This window comes from Pedobacter ghigonis (assembly GCF_903166585.1).
Lineage (GTDB): Bacteria > Bacteroidota > Bacteroidia > Sphingobacteriales > Sphingobacteriaceae > Pedobacter > Pedobacter ghigonis.
Window position 1 is genome coordinate 109,537 of record NZ_CAESCM010000013.1, and the last position, 18,284, is coordinate 127,820.

Annotated in this window: 18 protein-coding genes; 10 read left to right on the forward strand and 8 right to left on the reverse strand. The window is 39.8% G+C overall.

Features of this window, described 5'->3' with window-relative positions; all coding sequences use genetic code 11:
- The first annotated feature begins 332 nt into the window (after nt 1-332).
- Nucleotides 333-959, forward strand: coding sequence for a nicotinamide riboside transporter PnuC (gene pnuC, locus HWV58_RS18115; protein ID WP_175635435.1), 627 nt, complete (start codon nt 333-335; stop codon nt 957-959).
- 12 nt (nt 960-971) lie between these two features.
- Nucleotides 972-2,060, forward strand: a complete 1,089-nt coding sequence (locus HWV58_RS18120) for an acyl-CoA dehydrogenase family protein (protein WP_175635436.1) — start codon at nt 972-974, stop codon at nt 2,058-2,060.
- Here HWV58_RS18120 and msrA read toward each other — a convergent pair whose 3' ends face one another.
- From msrA to HWV58_RS18150, 6 genes are all read right to left on the reverse strand, one after another.
- Entirely contained in the window at nt 2,061-2,603 is a 543-nt protein-coding gene (gene msrA, locus HWV58_RS18125) for a peptide-methionine (S)-S-oxide reductase MsrA (protein ID WP_175635437.1), read from the reverse strand.
- Nucleotides 2,604-2,819: 216 nt separating this feature from the next.
- Entirely contained in the window at nt 2,820-3,869 is a 1,050-nt protein-coding gene (locus tag HWV58_RS18130) for a hypothetical protein (RefSeq protein ID WP_175635438.1), read from the reverse strand.
- A 98-nt stretch (nt 3,870-3,967) separates the two neighbouring features.
- Nucleotides 3,968-4,849 (reverse strand): class I SAM-dependent methyltransferase, encoded by an 882-nt coding sequence (locus HWV58_RS18135; protein WP_175635439.1) that lies wholly within the window; start codon nt 4,847-4,849, stop codon nt 3,968-3,970.
- Nucleotides 4,850-4,912: 63 nt separating this feature from the next.
- On the reverse strand, nt 4,913-5,131 hold the full coding sequence (locus HWV58_RS18140) for a DUF2281 domain-containing protein (protein ID WP_175635440.1): 219 nt from the start codon (nt 5,129-5,131) through the stop codon (nt 4,913-4,915).
- Nucleotides 5,132-5,150: 19 nt separating this feature from the next.
- Nucleotides 5,151-5,903, reverse strand: a complete 753-nt coding sequence (locus HWV58_RS18145; protein WP_124557883.1) for an ABC transporter ATP-binding protein — start codon at nt 5,901-5,903, stop codon at nt 5,151-5,153.
- Nucleotides 5,903-6,637, reverse strand: a complete 735-nt coding sequence (locus HWV58_RS18150; protein WP_124557884.1) for an MlaE family ABC transporter permease — start codon at nt 6,635-6,637, stop codon at nt 5,903-5,905. Before HWV58_RS18150 ends, HWV58_RS18145 begins: the two co-directional genes overlap by 1 nt.
- Nucleotides 6,638-6,784: 147 nt before the next feature.
- On the opposite strand from HWV58_RS18150, the gene HWV58_RS18155 reads away from it, so the two are divergent.
- The 6 genes from HWV58_RS18155 to HWV58_RS18180 all read left to right on the forward strand — a co-directional run bounded on the left by HWV58_RS18155 (nt 6,785) and on the right by HWV58_RS18180 (nt 13,264).
- Complete coding sequence (locus tag HWV58_RS18155; protein ID WP_175635441.1) at nt 6,785-7,474, forward strand: SDR family oxidoreductase; 690 nt, start codon at nt 6,785-6,787, stop codon at nt 7,472-7,474.
- Between the two features lie 19 nt (nt 7,475-7,493).
- On the forward strand, nt 7,494-8,186 hold the full coding sequence (locus tag HWV58_RS18160) for a PspC domain-containing protein (RefSeq protein WP_175635442.1): 693 nt from the start codon (nt 7,494-7,496) through the stop codon (nt 8,184-8,186).
- 5 nt (nt 8,187-8,191) lie between these two features.
- A complete protein-coding gene (locus HWV58_RS18165; RefSeq protein WP_175635443.1) occupies nt 8,192-9,178 on the forward strand; it encodes a LiaF transmembrane domain-containing protein in 987 nt (328 codons plus the stop codon).
- A gap of 86 nt (nt 9,179-9,264) precedes the next feature.
- Nucleotides 9,265-9,879: an RDD family protein gene (locus tag HWV58_RS18170; RefSeq protein WP_175635444.1), complete on the forward strand. Its 615-nt coding sequence runs from the start codon at nt 9,265-9,267 to the stop codon at nt 9,877-9,879.
- A 52-nt stretch (nt 9,880-9,931) separates the two neighbouring features.
- Nucleotides 9,932-11,908 carry a (E)-4-hydroxy-3-methylbut-2-enyl-diphosphate synthase gene (gene ispG / locus HWV58_RS18175; RefSeq protein WP_175635445.1) on the forward strand — a complete coding sequence of 659 codons (1,977 nt, stop codon included), beginning with the start codon at nt 9,932-9,934 and terminating at the stop codon, nt 11,906-11,908.
- 81 nt (nt 11,909-11,989) lie between these two features.
- On the forward strand, nt 11,990-13,264 hold the full coding sequence (locus HWV58_RS18180) for a mechanosensitive ion channel family protein (RefSeq protein ID WP_175635446.1): 1,275 nt from the start codon (nt 11,990-11,992) through the stop codon (nt 13,262-13,264).
- Here the strand turns inward: HWV58_RS18180 and HWV58_RS18185 are convergent.
- Together HWV58_RS18185 and HWV58_RS18190 are read right to left on the reverse strand one after the other, a co-directional pair.
- Nucleotides 13,261-13,710, reverse strand: a complete 450-nt coding sequence (locus tag HWV58_RS18185) for a UPF0158 family protein (RefSeq protein ID WP_175635447.1) — start codon at nt 13,708-13,710, stop codon at nt 13,261-13,263. The two genes, HWV58_RS18180 and HWV58_RS18185, sit on opposite strands and share 4 nt — an antisense overlap.
- Before the next feature lie 12 nt (nt 13,711-13,722).
- A complete protein-coding gene (locus HWV58_RS18190; RefSeq protein WP_175635448.1) occupies nt 13,723-14,550 on the reverse strand; it encodes an alpha/beta hydrolase family protein in 828 nt (275 codons plus the stop codon).
- A 396-nt stretch (nt 14,551-14,946) separates the two neighbouring features.
- On the opposite strand from HWV58_RS18190, the gene hemA reads away from it, so the two are divergent.
- Together hemA and hemC are read left to right on the forward strand one after the other, a co-directional pair.
- Nucleotides 14,947-16,179 carry a glutamyl-tRNA reductase gene (gene hemA / locus HWV58_RS18195; RefSeq protein ID WP_175635449.1) on the forward strand — a complete coding sequence of 411 codons (1,233 nt, stop codon included), beginning with the start codon at nt 14,947-14,949 and terminating at the stop codon, nt 16,177-16,179.
- Between the two features lie 397 nt (nt 16,180-16,576).
- On the forward strand, nt 16,577-18,157 hold the full coding sequence (hemC, locus tag HWV58_RS18200) for a hydroxymethylbilane synthase (RefSeq protein ID WP_175635450.1): 1,581 nt from the start codon (nt 16,577-16,579) through the stop codon (nt 18,155-18,157).
- Nucleotides 18,158-18,284 lie beyond the last annotated feature (127 nt).

Here is an 18,284-nt window from a genome sequence, read left to right on the forward strand (position 1 = left end):
TCGTTAACCAAAACAACATTCTAAACGTCACAAAATCTAATAAAAAACAAAACCTTCCTTTTTTAAACCTATATTTGCCCTGCTCAAAGGGGTGCTTATTGGTTCAGAAATTCTTTTCAACCAGTTTGCTGAGATTACACCCGTTTTAAGGCTAAAGATAAAAAGGTAAAAGGCAAAAGGTTTTTCAACCCTCCACCTCCAAACCCTCTCTCTTTAACCTTAAATGAACCTGATGCGGATAATACCGACGTAGGAAGGAGGTTAACTTTTACCATACTGTTTCGCCCCGAAAACAGTTTTCAATTATTTTTAGCATTAGCAAAATATTGTAAATGAATTTTCAGGATTGGTTTAAGCTTTTTCAGGAGCAGATTGCACATACATCTTTTATCGAGTGGCTGGCTGTAGGTTTTGGTGTGACCGAAGTTTTACTGGCCAGAAAGAACAGCATTTGGCTTTATCCTACGGGTATTATTTCTGTTCTTTTGTCTATGTTTCTGCTTTTAAATGTAAAACTATATGCAGAAACCCTGCTTAGCGTCTATTACCTGGTAATGAGCGTATATGGTTGGATCATCTGGAAGAAAAGGAAACAAGATGCCGAAAATCAGGTTTCGTGGTCAAACAACAATGAATTAAGCATTGCCGTATCGATCTCGGTAATTGGTTTTGTGGTATTGTACCTGGTATTGCGTCATTTTACCGATTCGGATGTACCTCTTTTCGATGCCTTTGTTTCGGCTACTGCCTGGGCAGGCATGTGGTTACTGGCCAGACGTAAAATAGAAAACTGGATTTTCCTCAATATTTCGAACATTGTAGCCATTCCCTTATTGTTCCATAAAAAGTTGCCTTTAATGGCTTGTTTAACTACGTTTCTATTTACTGTGGCCATTTTCGGCTTTTTAGACTGGAAGAAGATTATCAATAAAAACAGGTTTAAATTAGCTCAATCTTAAACGGGAAATACTATGGAAGACACCTTAACCCTTACCTGGCAGGAGAAAGTTGCCGAATATGCAGCGCTTTCAGAAGAAATGGGGCAACTGCATCCCGAAATACTGGAGCTGGCTTATCAGGAAAACTGGTTTAAACTTTTTGTACCCGAAGTTTATGGCGGCGCTAATAAAAAGTTACCCGAAATTTTGCGTTTAGAAGAACAGCTGGCCGAAGCCGATGGCAGTCTTGGCTGGACGGTCACCTTATGTGCCGGTGCAGGATGGTTTGCTGGTTTTCTAAATCCGGAGCTGGCAGCCGATATTTTTGCCAACCGGGAAGTGTGTTTTGCGGGGAGTGGGGCAGTGGGTGGTGAGGCTGTTAAAACGGAAACAGGCTATCGTATAAACGGGCAATGGAGCTATGCCAGCGGTGCATTGCATGCTACCATCTTTACAGCCAACTGTACGCTTAAAAACGAAAATGGTGAGGATATCCTGGATGAAAACAGTGAACCTGTAATCAAATCATTTATCCTGAAAAAGGCTGAGGTTAATATTTTGCCCGGCTGGTCTTATTTTGGTTTAATGGCTACAGGCAGTCATGCTTTTGAGGTAAAAGACCTCGAAGTGCCCGAAAACAGAACATTCACCATCAATGAAGATATCCTCGTAGCAGATTCGGGCTTTGATTATCCCTTTTTGCAGCTTGCCGAAACTACATTAGCGGTAAACAGCCTGGGCATGACCAATCATTTTATTCAGCTGGCAGAACAATCATTTCATTCGCGTTCCAGTATGCGGAGATTTAGCGAAGCCCAAATACAGTTCTTTACCAGCGAATTAAACCGCTGCAAAAATGAGGTGCAAATGCTAAGGGAACAATTCTATACTGCATTTGATGAATCGTGGACTGAGTTAATGAACAATGGTCAAATTACCGATGCTAAACTAAATGAAGTCAGTTCAATCAGTCGTAAACTGGTTCATACCTGTTGGCGTACTGCAAGTGTTTTGTTTCCGTATTGTGGTTTAGAGGCGGCAAAAAAGGGATCGGAGATTAATCGGGTATGGAGGGATATACACACCGCCAGCCAACACGGGTTGCTTACTTTTGAGGTTTAATTACTCGAGGAGCTCAGGTTTGATTTTGTTCCTGAAATCTATTGCAAACTTATTTAACTTGGGTTGTATCACAAAAGAGCAGTAAGGTTTTCCCTGGTTATCGTTAAAATAATTCTGATGATAATCCTCAGCTTCGTAAAATTCAGTCGCAGCTACAACCTCAGTAATAATCGGTTTATCGAAAATATGCTGCTGGGTTAAGGCAGCAATCATTTGCTCAATTTGTGTTTTTTGATCATCGTTTTCGTAAAATATTACCGAACGGTATTGCGACCCAACATCGTTACCTTGCCTGTTTAGGGTAGTTGGGTTATGGGTTTTAAAGAATATAAATAAAAGTTCGTTGAAAGAAATAATGGTTTCATCAAAAATGAGCTGAACCACCTCTGCATGCCCGGTATTGCTATTGCAGATTTCCATGTATGTTGGATGCTTTAAATCACCTCCCATATAGCCAGAGGTAACCTTGGTTACTCCGCTCAGGGCCTGAAATACGGCTTCGGTGCACCAAAAGCAGCCTCCACCAAATGTTGCTGTTTGCATATCCTACCTGTTGTAAAATCTAGTCGACTAATTAATTGAATCAAAAAAACGATATTTTTTGATATTAATTACAGTAGTTTGCCGAATATTCCTAGAAGTTTTAACGCTATCTGATTACATGTCGTCAAATAGGGGTAATATGAATTGCAAATAACAGTCAAAAAGAGTGTTTAAGTAAAAAGCCCGTAGAATTACGGGCTTTTTATACGCTTTTATTTATTGATACTGGATATAAATCGGTTTTGGTGTAAGTTTTAACAACTCTTCAGGAGTCATTAGCCTGTTAGGCGCTTTTTTCAGGTCGTTTTTGTAAAACAGTTTGAAGCCTGTAAACTGAACCGGTTCGCTTTGGATAAAGTGTCTGTAGGTTCCTTTTTTTAATTCTGGTTCGCCCCATCCGTCCATGTGCATTACAATCTGAACCTCCGGGCGCAATTTAATGTTTTGCGAATTGGTTACCATTTTCTTTGTAAAACGGTGAACGGTAAACACTTTTGGAGGCAGGTTATATTTTTTAACAATATCGGCTAGGTAACCCGATACATAGTTAATGTCTGCAGCATCGTAAGTTCCGATTTTTTTGCCTGGTAATGAACCATCTTTCATCGAAAACTCAGGGTCGATACCCAAATGTACGTAAGGTAGCTCAAGATATTTTTCGATGTGTGGTAATTCAGCTTTGATGTTACTCAATGCAACCTGTAAATCTAAAAATACAATGGTATTTGGCTGCATTTTGGCAATTTTTAAAACCGAATCGATCTGTTTGTTGCCCATTCTGTTAATGTACTTACCGTCTTTACCTGGCGTACCACTTGCAACCGCAGCAATGTAATGTAAGCCTGGCTGTACCGGAGTAGAAGGATCGGCTTTTTCCCAGTGTTTAACTTCGGCGTTTAAGCGTTGCCACATTTCTTTAGGCGCATACTCGCCCAGGGCACCCATTTTTTTCGAATGAAGATTTCCGTAATAAACCACAATGCGTTTAAAAGGTAAAATAGCACCAGCTAAAGGATAGGGTTGTTTTTTTACCGGCCACCGGCCTGTGGTATCGCCATTGGCCAGTTTTTTAGCTAAAGAATCATATAATTTAGGATCAACAGGCTTTATTACGTTCTCCGTAGAATCGGTTTTTTTCTTCGTCGAATCAGAAGAAAATATTTTGCCGATACTGCTGCTGCTTTTGCCATCCGAATTACAGTTGGCAAACAAGCTGATTGCGGCAAAACCAAGTACTAGTGTGCCTGCTAATTGAGGAAATTTCATAGATTATTAAAATAATTAAAGTTTAGACAGTTTTCCGGTACTGTTTTGGGATGAAAGTAGGTTGGAATTCTGGTAGTTTAAAATAAAGTAATTAACATTTACACATTGCAGAATTTACCAAAAACACCCAGTGGTAATTTAATTCCCGATGTGGCCTGTAAATACAACTCACCGGTTTCGAGGTTTTTAACCTTAGGAAACGAAGTGCGGATCAGGTTTTCAACAATTACTGATGAAAAACCTAAAGAATAGGTATTCAGGATCAGGAAATGTTCTTTTTCGTCTAAAAGCTGCACTACATCCTGCATCATCTCCTGTATGTGGTCTTCCAGTTTCCATTTTTCACCGTTAGGACCATGACCATAGGCAGGTGGATCGAGGATAATACCGTTGTATTTTTTGCCTCTTTTAAGTTCTTTTTTCACAAACTTCAAGGCATCTTCTACCATCCAGCGGGTATCTTTCAGGCCAGAAAGCTCCTGGTTTTCATTGGCCCAGGTAACAACCTGTTTAATCGAATCTACGTGTGTAGTTTCTGCACCGGCAGCATTGGCAATTAACGAAGCTGCACCGGTATAGGCGAAAAGGTTTAATACTTTGGGCTGTGGTGTTTTAAACTTTTTGATTGATGAAGAAATGAAATCCCAGTTTACGGCCTGCTCCGGGAAAACGCCAACATGCTTAAATGAAGTTAAACCCAAGCGTAGTTTAATGGCGGCTTCATTGTTTTTATATTCTATATGCCAGCGATCGGGGATAGAAAGGTTTTTCTTTACCCATTCGCCTGAAGTAGCCGAACGGCCTTTAAAAGTAATGTTAGCGGTTTTGCGCCATTCTTGCTCTGATAAGGTTTTTTTCCATACGGCCTGTGGCTCCGGACGGATTAAAATAACATTGCCAAAACGTTCTAATTTTTCAAAATCCCCGCAATCAATCAGTTCGTAATCTTTCCAGTGGGTGGGGGCAAGTAATTGTATCATTTAATTTATAGTATGCCGTCATTGCGAGGTACGAAGCAATGACGATTTGGTTTTAAGAGAAATTTAATGGATCGTTAAAATCTTCAGGGATGATAAATAAACCTTTTGCGCACCATATAAACTTTTTGGTTCTTCAGCAATTTTGTTTTCTTCTCGTCCTGATTTAGGAAAGCTTTTGGCATCTTTGGCTTTTAAAAAATCAATAAAATCTTCTACCTGGTTTACCATGCTATCTGGTAAGGTTTCCAATTTATGAATGATGTTTTTTGTTGCCGCGGTCATACCCAAATATACAAAATTTTTAAAACTTATCTTTTGCAGCTTTCATAAAGCGGCTGGCAAACACAAAGTCGTTCAGCTCTTTAATGTCGGTATGTGCAATTTCTTTGTTGCTTCCTTCCCAGAATTTTTTCCCTTCGTGCAGGAACAAAATATAATCACCAATACCCATTACTGAGTTCATATCGTGCGTTACTACAATAGTGGTTGTTTTATATTCTTCGGTTAATTCCTGAATCAGCTCATCAATCACAATCGAAGTTTTTGGATCTAAACCTGAGTTGGGCTCATCGCAAAACAAATATTTAGGGTTCATAGAAATGGCGCGGGCAATACCTACACGCTTTTTCATACCACCCGATAGCTCTGCCGGGAACAATTTGTTTTTACCCGCAAGGTTAACCCTTTCCAGGCAAAAATTTACACGCTCTAATTTCTCTTTACGGCTTTGATCGGTAAACATATTCAAAGGAAACATAATGTTATCCTCCACAGTCATACTGTCAAAAAGTGCCGATCCCTGAAACAACATCCCGATCTCTTTACGTACCTCAATACGTTGTTCGTAGGTCATTGGTGTAAAATCACGGCCATCGTACAATACCGAGCCCGAGTCTGGCTGGTGAAGGCCTACCATACATTTCAATAGCGTGGTTTTTCCTGAACCGGAACCTCCAATAATCAGATTGGTAACACCTTCTTCAAACTTACCGGAAATGCCTTGCAGCACATCGTTTCCGGAAAATGATTTATAAATATCTTTAATTTCGATCATTACAATAACAATTGGGTCACGATATAATCGCAGGCTAAAATAGAAATACAGCTAATAACAACGGCTCTTGTACTGGCCTGCGATACCTCTAAGGCACCACCGCGCACGTAAAAACCTTCGTAAGCAGGTACCGATGTAATGATAAAACCAAACACAAATGCTTTAACCAGGGCTACCGTAATGGTATAAGGGTTAAAATCGGTAGTAATACCCTGAATGTACTCTGCAGGTGTTACCGCACCAGAAATTGAACCGCCAATGTAACCACCGGTAATGCTTAAAAACATCGAAATAATAACGAGCATAGGTACCATCGTTATTCCCGAAATAATTTTAGGAAGGATTAAGTAACCAGGTGCGTTGATACCCATAATTTCAAGGGCATCTATCTGTTCAGTTACGCGCATCGAGCCAATTTCGGATGAAATGGCCGAACCGATTTTACCCGCCAAAACAATAGCGCTAATGGTTGGACTTAACTCCAGGATACTCGAATCGCGGTTTACCGAACCAATAATGGTTTTAGGAATAAAATCGCTAACCAGCTGGAAAGCAATCTGTAAAGTCATAACGGCACCGATAAAGGTAGAGATAATGGCAATAAGCCCCAGTGAACCTACGCCAACATAATCCATTTGTTTGACGATCTCTTTAAGGTATATTTTCAGCTTTTCCGGCTTTCTGAATACAGACTTAAGTAGCAGGATGTATCTGCCGAAATTGGTAAAATTCATTCCGTAGGTGTTGCTTAATTTAAATGATCATTATATAATACTACAAAGAAACGATAAAAAAGTTGTCGCTCTTTGCTAATTGCAAAAATATTCGTGCTTTTGAATATAAATATGGTTTTTTGTTAACAAAAATTAAACCACAAAAACATGAAAGCTTTAATAACCGGTGCAACTAAAGGAATTGGTAGGGCAATTGCCATTAAATTATGGGAAAATGGCTACGATTTGGTACTCGCCGCCCGGAATGCGAAGGAACTCGAAATCATGCGCAATGAATTGTTGATTACCGGGAGAACGATAGCTGTTTATCCGGTCGACTTTTCGGTTAGGGAAAGTGTATATCAGTTTTTAAACCAGGCTGATGCAGAAGCAGGTTTTATTGATGTGCTGGTAAACAATGTGGGTACTTTTTTACCCGGCAGTATGCTGGATGAGGACGACGAAACCTTTGAAAAACAGCAAAACCTAAACGTAAATGCAGGCTACTATACCAGTAAGTTTTTAGGCAAAAAGATGCGTGCAGCAGGTCGTGGCCATATATTTAACATCTGTTCGGTGGCGAGTAAAGCCCCGGTAAAAAATGGTGGCAGTTATAGTGTAACAAAAGCAGCGATGTTAAGTCTTAATCATGTATTGCGGCAAGAGTTAGCCCCTCACAACGTTAAAGTTACTGCGTTTTTGCCCGGTTCAACAAAAACTTCTTCATGGGAAGGAACTACCATTCCAGACGAAAAATTTGTGCAACCAGCCGATATTGCAGAAACATTATTTACCATTTTAAACTTAAGTAAAGGGGTAAACGTAGATGAGGTTTTAATTACCCCGCTCGATTTTTAACACAAAAATGAACAACGTTATGGAAAAGAAGCTTTTTAGAAACGAACACGATAAGATGATTGCCGGTGTAGCTTCGGGACTTGCAGATTATATGCAGGTAGAGGTTACCATAATCAGATTATTGTTTGCACTATCGGCTATATTTATGGCCGGAGGCGGCTTAATTGCCTATATTGTGATGTGGATTATTGTTCCGGTAAATCCCGATCCGGCAGCAAGGTTCTCAAAATTTAACGATTTTTTTAACAAGCAAAACCCTGGTGCGCCATTTGGTACTGGTGATCAGTTTACAGGTCCTGTAGGTTCGGGCAATACCAATTGGACACAACCGGTTGATAATACACAAAAGACACCGTTTGAAACCCAGGCAAACTTTAGTGGTTTTAACAAATCGAACGATACCGGCCGTACCATAGGCGGATTGCTTTTACTGGTAATAGGTTGTTTCTTCCTGATGCGCGAGCTGGATTTCATACCTTATTGGTTTAGTTTCCGCAACCTGTTCAAATTCATGTGGCCATTGGTATTTATTGGATTGGGTATTGCCGTAATTGCTAAATCAAAAAGAAAAAACGATTGGGCCGCTTTTCAAACCCAACAGGAAGCAGAACAACAAAAAAAGGCCGATTTTTCAGAGACTATTGTAGAAACTACTCCTGAAACGCCTGAAAACAAAGATGATAATTCAACTCCAACTAACCCTCAAGCATAAACAAAATGAAATTAGATAGATTAATGTGGGGTATTTTACTGCTTTTTATTGGCGGTGTACTGCTACTCGAAAACTTTGGTATTATTGATTTTTATTGGCGTAGTATCTGGAGCTTTTGGCCAATATTCCTCATCATTGCAGGTGTAAATATCCTGTTTAATAAAAATAACTCCCAAACCGGAAGCATCATTTCCATTGCAGTTTTAGTGGTTGCTTTATCCTTCCTGTTTTATAAAGGACAACAAGTGCCCGACAGAAGTAACTGGTGGGGGCATCACTTTAAAAAAGACGTTGACATTAACTTAGATGACAACGACCACAATGATGATTACGACAGTGACAACGATAATGACACCGCTTTTAATCAGCTAAAACTGAGCGAACCTTTTGTTGAAGCAGATAATGCTAAAAAAACCGTGCTCAATATTTCGGGTGGTGGCATTTCATTTAACCTCGATGGCGAAACAGCTGAATTGATCAATGCCGATATCACTAAAAAACACGGTAATTTCTCACTTAAGAAATTACTAACCGATAGCGCTACCGTGCTTACTTTCAAAATGGAAGATAAAAAAGGCAAATGGAATTTTAGCGATGGAGGTAACGATGTAAACTTTAAATTAAACAAGGCAGCCAATTGGGATGTGATAATGAAACTAGGTGCTGGCGAAGCTAATTTTGATTTCAAAGATTATAAAGTACGTACTTTCCGTTTTGATGGTGGTGCCGCAGCCCTCGATATTACTTTTGGCGATTTGCTGCCAATTACTGATGTGGTCGTAAAATCGGGCGTTGCCGATGTGAAAATTAAGGTACCTACCAACTCGGGTTGCAGAATTAAAACCAAAACCGGTTTATCGGCCAAAGATTTTGACGGATTTATTAAACTGAGCGATGGGGTGTATGAAACTGCAAACTATAAAGCCTCAGCTAAAAAAATCTTTATCAATTTAGATGGCGGATTGAGTAACTTTGAGGTGAGCAGATATTAGGGGATGGAAGATGTTAGATGGGAAATGGAAGGAAATTCCTAAACATTAATCTTACAAGCCTAACATCGAAACAAACCTGAAAACCAATGAACCCCAATAAAGAATACACAGTTGTAATTAATGGCAAGCCACAGGGGCCATATAGTTTAACCGATCTTAAAGATTTAGATATAAAACCGAATACATTCATCCGGAAACCCGGGATGGATGATTATAAAGAAGCTCACGCAATCCCCGAATTGCGTGAGCTTTTGGGTTTCAGCTACCAGCGAACTGCCCCGCAATATTTTGCCGCATTCGATCAGCGTTTGCTCGCTTCAGTAATCGATCATTTCATTATTTTCGGTTTTTATACCGTTATTATTTTAACCAGCTATATCTTTATTGAAGGGAAAGACCAGCGGATTATGGCTTTTTTAGTTTCTTTCCCCATTATATTTGTGGTTAAGCTCATTTATGGCAGTATTGCAGAAGCAACTAAAAGCCAGGCTACCATTGGTAAAAAACTGCTGAACATTAAAGTAACCGGTATGGATGGAGGCCGTGTTTCTTTCGGTATTTCTTTGGTTCGTAATTTTTCCAAAATCTTATCGGTTATCCCTGTGTTTTTTGGTTATCTCTATAGCTTTTTAAACAAGAAAAACCAGTGCTGGCATGATATAGCTGCCAATACTTTGGTGATAAAAGACAGGTTGATATAATTACAACTTTCCAACATTAAAAACTGCGTACAATACTTATCTTTGCACCGAGATGGAAAAAACATTGGCAAAACACGATTTGGCAGGAGGATATTGCAACAGTTTAACAAGCTATTCGAGGTATTTAACCCGCGAAGTAAATATCGGCGATATCGCCTTAGGTGGTCATAACCCGATCCGTATCCAATCAATGACCACAACCGATACGATGGATACCCTGGGGACTGTTGAACAAACCATCCGCATGGTAGAATCGGGCTGTGAATACGTTCGTATAACTGCGCCAAGCATAAAAGAGGCCGAAAACCTAGCCAATATTAAAAAAGAGCTGCGTTTCAGAGGCTACGATGTACCCTTAATTGCCGACATCCATTTTACCCCGAATGCAGCCGAAATGGCCGCAAGGATTGTGGAGAAAGTACGCGTAAACCCAGGTAATTACGCCGATAAAAAGAAATTCGAAAATATAGAATATACACAGGATGCTTATAATGCCGAGCTGAGCCGGATTTATAAAAAGTTTATCCCGCTGGTTAAAATCTGTAAAGAATATGGAACCGCCATGCGTATCGGTACCAACCATGGTTCACTGTCCGACCGGATTATGAGCCATTACGGCGATACACCACGCGGAATGGTCGAATCGGCAATGGAGTTTATCCGTATGTGCGAAGACCAGAATTACTATAACCTGGTTATTTCGATGAAAGCGAGTAACACCCAGGTAATGGTGCAGGCTTACCGTTTACTTGTCGAAACCATGGCTAAAGAGGGCATGAATTACCCTTTACACCTGGGCGTAACTGAAGCGGGCGATGGCGAAGATGGCCGCATTAAATCGGCTGTTGGTATCGGAACCCTGCTGGAAGATGGTTTAGGCGATACCATCCGCGTTTCTTTAACAGAAGATCCTGAATTTGAAGCACCCGTAGCTAAAGCTTTGGCTGACAGGTATTCTAAAAGAAGTTTAGAGCCTGGAATTCAGTGTTTTGAGTCGCCTGCAAAGGTCCAAACTCCCAACACTCAACTCCCAACTTATTCCCCTTACGAATACAACCGCCTCATTACTACACCTGTACAGCATATTGGCGGGCATCACCATCCTGTAGTGATGATTGATGTTTCGAAAGAAAATTTAAAAGATCCTTATTTCTTAAGTGCTGTAGGTTACAATTACAGTGCAGGTTTAGATAAATATAATTTAGCCGATCAGGCTTGCGATTTAGCGTATTTGGGCGATAACCTACCCTCGTTTTCTTTTCCGGGTAACTTAAAGCAGGTTTACAATTACCAAACCTGGCTTAAGCTGAAAGATCAGCAGAATTGTCACCCATTATTTACGCTGGAAGAATTTAGCTTAGCTGATCATAAAGATGAGTTTTTAAATTTTGTTGAGGTTGATGCCAGCCAGGTAACCAGTTTAAAAGTTAACCAGTTAACCCATGCAGTGCTGATTCTTAAAACTTCAGCTGCGCACGGTATGGCCGAACAAAGGGCATTTTTTGTAGCCATGCAAGAGCAGAATATTCAAATCCCGGTTATTATCAAACGTACTTACCAGAATTTGGATGCAGATAATTTAATGCTTTACGCTGCAACCGATTTGGGTGCTTTACTCACAGATGGTTTCGGGGATGGGGTTTGGATTGATGCCGAAATACAGAACCTGGCATTAATCAATTCAACCAGTTTTGGTATTTTACAGGCTACCCGTACCCGTATCAGTAAAACCGAATATATTTCCTGTCCAAGCTGTGGTCGTACACTTTTCGATTTGCAGGAAACCACACAATTGATCCGTTCGCGTACCGACCATTTGAAAGGGATTAAAATTGGCATTATGGGCTGCATTGTAAATGGCCCTGGCGAAATGGCCGATGCCGATTACGGTTATGTAGGCACCGGCCCCGATAAAATTACCTTGTACCGTGGTAAAGAAGTGGTTAAGAAAAACGTAACTACTGCTTATGCTTTGGATGAATTGATCGATATCATTAAAGGTGACGGCAACTGGGTGGAGAAAAATTAATTTTTTTTGCGCCGTGGTCTGTGTTTTCATAGGCCACCAGCACCATTTAATTTTCTGCCCAATAAATATTAAATTGCCTTGATGAATATTCCCGAGTTTCATTCCCTTTTTAACGAACTTCGAAATTGGCTCAGCGGCAAAGGCCTTTCTGGCAATGAGCTGGTGTACGCCTATTTTTTCACTGGTATTATTGGGGTAGTACTGTTTTTATTCATCACCATTTTCTTAACCCGGCAAATTTTTATTGGCGTGGTTAAAAGTGCTAAAACCAAGTCCGACTGGCAAAAAGCCTTGTTCGAATTTAGGGTTTTCAGGGCTTTTGCCTTAATTTTTGGTGCTTATATCATTTACAATGCCGTTCCCTTCGTATTTGTTTATTTTAAAAACTGGCTTTTTTATGCGCTGATTTTTGCTAAAATCTACATGGTTTTAGCGGTCATGTTTGCCGTAAATGCTTTTCTCAATGCCGTGGTTTCAATCATGGAATCATCGAAGAAGTATGCCGATAAACCCATCCGAAGCTATAAGCAAGTAGCTAAAATTGTTTTTTACATCGTAGGTTTTGTACTCATTTTATCTATCCTGTTAAACGAATCGCCCCTGTATATTTTTGGTGGTTTTGGTGCGGTAACTGCTGTTTTTATCCTCGTTTTCCGCGATCCGATTTTAGGTTTTGTAGCGTCAGTGCAAATGAGTGCTATAGATCTGGTTCGGGTAGGCGATTGGATTACCGTAGAGAAATATGGCGCCGATGGCGAGGTAACTGAAATTAACTTAACAACCATTAAAGTGCGCAACTGGGATAAAACGGTAACCATTGTGCCGAGTTATGCCATTGTTAGCGAATCGTTTAAAAACTGGCGTGCCATGGAAGAAAGTGAAGGGCGAAGAATTAAGCGACACATTAACATTAAAATTTCGAGCATCAAGTTCTGCGATGAAGAACTGATCGGGCGTTTGCAAAGCATTGATTTCTTAAAAGATTATTTAAGGGAAACCCAGCAACATATTGCTACATTTAACGCAGAACATACTGTAAATCCGAATAACCTGGTAAATGGTCGCCACATGACTAATATTGGCACCTTTAGGGTTTACGCAGAGAAATATCTCCAAAGCAATCCCTATATCAATACCGATTTAACCTTTATGGTGCGCCAGCTGCAGGCTACTGAAAACGGTTTGCCCATCGAAATTTATGTATTCTCGAAAGAAAAAGGCCTGAAAAAATTTGAAGAGGTAGCAGCCGATATTTTCGATCATCTACTTGCAGCGGTACCTTATTTCGATCTCGAGATTTTCCAAAGCCCGAGCGGTAGCGATATGCGTAATTTTGTGAGGAGAGGGGATGATTAGTTATGTTCAGGATTCTCTAGGAACATAATATCTTTAACCCTTTCCTGTACATAATCAATTAATTTTTGATTTTTAAAATCGAACCACAATTGTCTATAATCTTCATTATTATCGATTTGGTATTTAAATTCGCGGAAAGGTTTTCTTTTATTTAACGCCTCAATCAAAGTAACTTTTATACGTGTATTGTCAGGTAGTTCATCCGTAAACTTTTCCATTATTCTAAAAGATTCTCTTGAATCAGGCTGTTCAATTCTTTTATAGTCACTAAAATTTGTTTCCAGGTCTTTTATATCATCATCCCAGGCATCGTTGTAATCAGGATCAAACCCCTCGTCATTTGGTATAAAAATCAGTTTATTACTTTTTATGTTCCAGTGGCATACAAAACCGCAATCGATAGTGTCTGCAATTTCCTTAATTTGTTCAGAAGTTAAAGTCTTCATAGTTTTTTATAATTATGCCTCCCCTAAAAAAGTCAAAACCTTCTCACAAACCTTAAACAAAAGCGGCGGTAAGTTTGCGCCCGTATAAGGTTGCGAAGCGCCATAAACATGGTTCGCACCTTCAATTTTTACCAGCCTGCTGGCCGGATTGGCATCTGCCAGTTGCTGTGCGGTTTCGAAAGGAACATTTACGTCTTCGTCGCCTTGCAAAATTAACCATGGAATATTAATCCGTTTGGCCGCTTCAACAATATTTAGGGTAGCTGCATTTTCCTCAAAATCCTGTAGCAAAGTAACATTTAATGGCATTTGCTCTTTAGTTCTGGCGTTGGTTACGAAGATTTTTCCGTTCTTTTTCCATTCTGCTTCCTGTTCTTTTTTCCAAAGACTGCTAAAATCAGCAATAGCGCTCCAGGTAATCAGTTTGCCTATTCTTAGGTCGTTTGCGGCTTCAATAATGGATAAGCCACCACCACGGCTATGGCCAATTAAATTAACCCTGGTTTCGGTACCATAGGCTTTTTCTATAAAATCGAGCACCGCATTTAAATCAAACAGCTCTTTCGATACCGTGTTGCTGGCAAAAGTCTCCAGGTCGGTTACATCCTTCGGGTGATCGACTGGTACGCCGCTGTGCGATAAATTAAATTTGATATACCGGTAACCATTGCTGGCAAAATACCGGGCCACCAGATTGTGTGCGCCCCAATCTTTAAAACCTTTAAAGCCATGTACAAAAAGAATAATAGGTGTATTTGGATTCTTTTCATCAAAAGTAATATCGCCAATAATTAATTTTCCGTCTGAACCGCTAAGGCTAAAATTGCTTTGTGTAATCATCGTTTAAGGTGTTGTGTTAAATATAAACCTACTAAATTAGATTTTGTTGTCAGTTTTTCAATGTTTGTAGCAAGTGCCCCCTTATCTGTGATTATTTAATAAGTTTTCCTTTAACAATTGCGGGCTTATAACAAAAATAGATATTAAAATATGGCAACAGGCAACCATTTGGCAATAATTTCGTAATATAAATATTGGATCAAAAGTGGTTGGAAACCAGCTAGGACTTAGTTGAAAGCATTATATCAAGTACTGTTTTTAAAGCCTTTAAATGGATTGTCAAAGTTTTGCAGCTATTTAAAACCGTTCTAAATTAATGTAAATTACAGATTAATGACGCTGACATGCACTAACCGTATTACTTTTGTATCCCGATAATAGTTAATAACGGAGCACTTGGAATATTTAAAAGTAATAGCTTTTACGCATCACCACATCGACCTGAAATCTTTAGGGAAGTTAGTTATATGTGATCAGAGTCTGGATAGCAGGTTGAAGAATATTCAAGCAGAACTTCCGGTAAGCGAAATTTTTTATATCGGTACCTGCAACCGTGTAGAGTTTGTTTTTTTAACTAAAGAAAAAACCGACAAAGAATTTGTTACCAGGTTTCTTACTGTTTTAGACATGGGCCTTCCGGCTGAGTTTATGGAGCGTTTCCTGGATAATGTAACTGTTTACGAAAACGAAGAAGCCTTTAACCATTTATTAAGAACATCCTGCTCTTTAGAGAGCCTGGTGGTTGGCGAAAAGGAAATTCTTGCACAAATCCGCAGAGCTTACGAAAATTGTCGCGATGCAGGTTTTACCGGCGATTACATGCGCATGATTATGGAGCGCGTGGTTAAAACTGCCAAAGAAGTTTATACCCATACCAACATTTCAAAAAACCCGGTTTCGGTTGTATCATTAGCTTACCGTAAGCTAAAAGAATTAAATATGTGTGGTAACTCACGTATTTTAATTATTGGCGCCGGCGAAACCAATCAGAATATTGCTAAATACCTGAACAAACATAAATACTCAAACTTCTCGATCTTTAACCGTACGCTTTCTAAAGCCGAAACTTTGGCCGAAGAATTAAACGGAAAAGCTTATCCCTTAACTGCACTCGAAGATTTTAACGAGGGTTTTGATGTAATTATTACCTGTACAGGTTCTACCGAGGCCATTATCGACGAAAAACTATATGCTAAATTGCTTAACGGCGATACCAGCAAAAAAGTAATTGTAGATTTGGCTATCCCTAACGATGTTGCCTCAGCCGTAATTCACCACAATCCGGTTCATTACATCGAGGTCGAATCTTTAAAAGAAGTGGCCCGTAAAAATATCCAGGAACGTTACAACGAGCTGGTTCATGCCGAGGATATTATCAGTAACAACATCACCGAATTTTTCTCTGTTTTAAAACAACGTCGCATCGAAATTGCAATGCAAGAGGTGCCAAGAAAGATTAAAGAAATCAAAAATACAGCTATAAACGGTGTATTTGCCGAAGAAATTAGTCAGATGGACGAAGCATCACGCGAGGTTTTAGAACGTGTAATGAACTACATGGAGAAAAAATACATCAGCGTACCTATGGTTATGGCCAAAGAAATTTTGGTTAACCAATCGGAGGTTTAACCGCAAAGGCCGCTAAGGATAGGCGCAAAGCACGCAAAAACTTAATTTTTCTTGTCATTCTTCATTGCTGTCATCCTGAATGAAATGAAGGATCTTTCATTTTATTACGTACATCTCAATAGCGAGCTTCTTATCATCAAAGGGCACATTGTGAAGTTTGGTCTTACCGCCGACTTAGCGTTTAACTAAAAAATTAAATGATGTAAGATGGTAATATTTTACATCAATGGTAAAGATTCTTCGCTGCGCTCAGAATGACAAAACATTGCATTACCATCTCCTAATGTCACAGAAATCCCCTTAATTACGCCCTCTGTAACCTCACTGTCTCATTTTTAAACAATTCATGGTATAAACCACTATTTAATTTAAATTTGCAGCTCATTTAATCTTAATAGTGAAGAAATTAACCATCGGAACACGCGGTAGCGACCTGGCTTTATGGCAGGCTAATCATATCAAAGATGAATTGGCAGCCATTGGAATTGAAGCCGAGATAAAAATCATTAAAACACAGGGCGATAAAATCCTGAATTTAAGATTGGATAAACTGGAAGGCAAAGGTTTTTTTACCAAAGAACTGGAAGAAGAGCTGTTAGGCGGAACAATTGATCTGGCTGTGCATTGCCTTAAAGATTTGCCTACAACACACCCTGAAGGATTAACTATCGCAGCTTTGCCTCCGCGCGAAGAAGCCAGCGAGTACTTGTTAATTTTAAAAGATTGTGTAGATATTTCGCAGAAACTATCCCTTAAAAAAGGAGCTATGGTAGGTACTTCATCTAATCGCCGTAAAGCCCAGTTATTGGGTTTGCGTCCTGATTTAGAAGTAGAAGATTTGCGTGGGAATGTGCCTACACGGATTGGAAAATTGCGCGACGAAGATTACGATGCCATTTTAATTGCTAAGGCCGGTGTTAAACGTTTAGGACTTGATGTGAGCGATTTGCACATCGAAGAACTCGAAACTACCGAGTTTATTCCTGCTCCTGCACAAGGAGCCCTGGCTATTCAGATCAGGGAAAACGATACCGAACTTTTTGATGCGCTTCAAAAATTACACGATCCGGAAACGGCAGAAACCGTAAATGTTGAACGTAAAGTGTTAAACCTTTTCGAAGGTGGTTGCCACATGCCGTTAGGCTGTTATTGCCAAAAGGATAACGGAAAATTTGAAGTCTGGACTTCAAAAGCTGAAACGGCCGATCACTTCCCTGAGCGTTTGTTCTTGCGCGCCGATACAACAGAAGGTTTAGCCGAAAAAATCGTAGCTAAATTTAATACAGAAAGAAAAAAACCTGCAAAGGTTTTCATCTCCCGCGAAATTGGCGAACACAGCTATTTCCGCAGGGCTTTAGAAAATAATAATATTGAAATTGAAGGCCGTTCGTTAATCCGTACCTTCCCAATTGTTACGGTTTTAGATCAGTTTATTCTGCGTCATGTAGATTGGATTTTCTTCAGCAGCCGCAATAGTGTGGAGTACTTTTTTAACCTGAAACCGGTATTGCCAAAGAAAACCAAGTTTGGGGTAGTGGGCAGAGGCTCGGAAGATGCTCTACGTAAATTTAACCACTTCGCCGATTTTGTTGGTGCAAGCGGCGATATTACCGAAGTTGCTGAAGATTTTGCGCAACTGGTTGGTGGACAACAGGTGTTGTTTCCAAGAGCACAGGATTCTTTACAGTCGATCCAGAAATCTTTACCAGCCGATGCCAAAATTATCGATCTGCCAATTTACGAAACCGTAATTGAAGATGATATCGACCAAAGCTATGCCGATGTGCTGATTTTTACCAGTCCATCGAACGTTGATGCTTATTTCGCCGATAATTTATTGGAACCGGGTCAGCAGGTAATTGCCATTGGTAACTCTACAGGTAAGAAATTTGATGAAATGGGGGTAAAATATGCTTTGCCATACTCACCCGATGAAATTGGATTAGCTGAAGCAGTGTTTGGGATAGAGATGAGGTAGAGGATTTAAGGTAGAAAGCTGAAAGGACAAAGCGTAAAGCTGAAAGATTAAAGCGTAAAGCTGATTACCTTTCGGTGGAAAACCAGCTGTGAAATCCAAAAACCAGTGTAATAATCCCGAAGGAAAA

Excerpts from the sequence above, each read along its gene's own strand:
- HWV58_RS18190 (WP_175635448.1), bottom strand. The coding sequence starts at position 14,550 with ATGATTACACAAAGCAATTTTAGCCTTAGCGGTTCAGACGGAAAATTA.
- HWV58_RS18150 (WP_124557884.1), bottom strand. The coding sequence starts at position 6,637 with ATGAATTTTACCAATTTCGGCAGATACATCCTGCTACTTAAGTCTGTA.
- HWV58_RS18145 (WP_124557883.1), bottom strand. The coding sequence starts at position 5,903 with ATGATCGAAATTAAAGATATTTATAAATCATTTTCCGGAAACGATGTG.
- pnuC (WP_175635435.1), top strand. The coding sequence starts at position 333 with ATGAATTTTCAGGATTGGTTTAAGCTTTTTCAGGAGCAGATTGCACAT.
- HWV58_RS18135 (WP_175635439.1), bottom strand. The coding sequence starts at position 4,849 with ATGATACAATTACTTGCCCCCACCCACTGGAAAGATTACGAACTGATT.
- HWV58_RS18180 (WP_175635446.1), top strand. The coding sequence starts at position 11,990 with ATGAATATTCCCGAGTTTCATTCCCTTTTTAACGAACTTCGAAATTGG.
- HWV58_RS18155 (WP_175635441.1), top strand. The coding sequence starts at position 6,785 with ATGAAAGCTTTAATAACCGGTGCAACTAAAGGAATTGGTAGGGCAATT.
- ispG (WP_175635445.1), top strand. The coding sequence starts at position 9,932 with ATGGAAAAAACATTGGCAAAACACGATTTGGCAGGAGGATATTGCAAC.
- HWV58_RS18170 (WP_175635444.1), top strand. The coding sequence starts at position 9,265 with ATGAACCCCAATAAAGAATACACAGTTGTAATTAATGGCAAGCCACAG.
- HWV58_RS18140 (WP_175635440.1), bottom strand. The coding sequence starts at position 5,131 with ATGACCGCGGCAACAAAAAACATCATTCATAAATTGGAAACCTTACCA.
- HWV58_RS18120 (WP_175635436.1), top strand. The coding sequence starts at position 972 with ATGGAAGACACCTTAACCCTTACCTGGCAGGAGAAAGTTGCCGAATAT.
- HWV58_RS18185 (WP_175635447.1), bottom strand. The coding sequence starts at position 13,710 with ATGAAGACTTTAACTTCTGAACAAATTAAGGAAATTGCAGACACTATC.
- HWV58_RS18165 (WP_175635443.1), top strand. The coding sequence starts at position 8,192 with ATGAAATTAGATAGATTAATGTGGGGTATTTTACTGCTTTTTATTGGC.
- HWV58_RS18160 (WP_175635442.1), top strand. The coding sequence starts at position 7,494 with ATGGAAAAGAAGCTTTTTAGAAACGAACACGATAAGATGATTGCCGGT.
- HWV58_RS18130 (WP_175635438.1), bottom strand. The coding sequence starts at position 3,869 with ATGAAATTTCCTCAATTAGCAGGCACACTAGTACTTGGTTTTGCCGCA.
- msrA (WP_175635437.1), bottom strand. The coding sequence starts at position 2,603 with ATGCAAACAGCAACATTTGGTGGAGGCTGCTTTTGGTGCACCGAAGCC.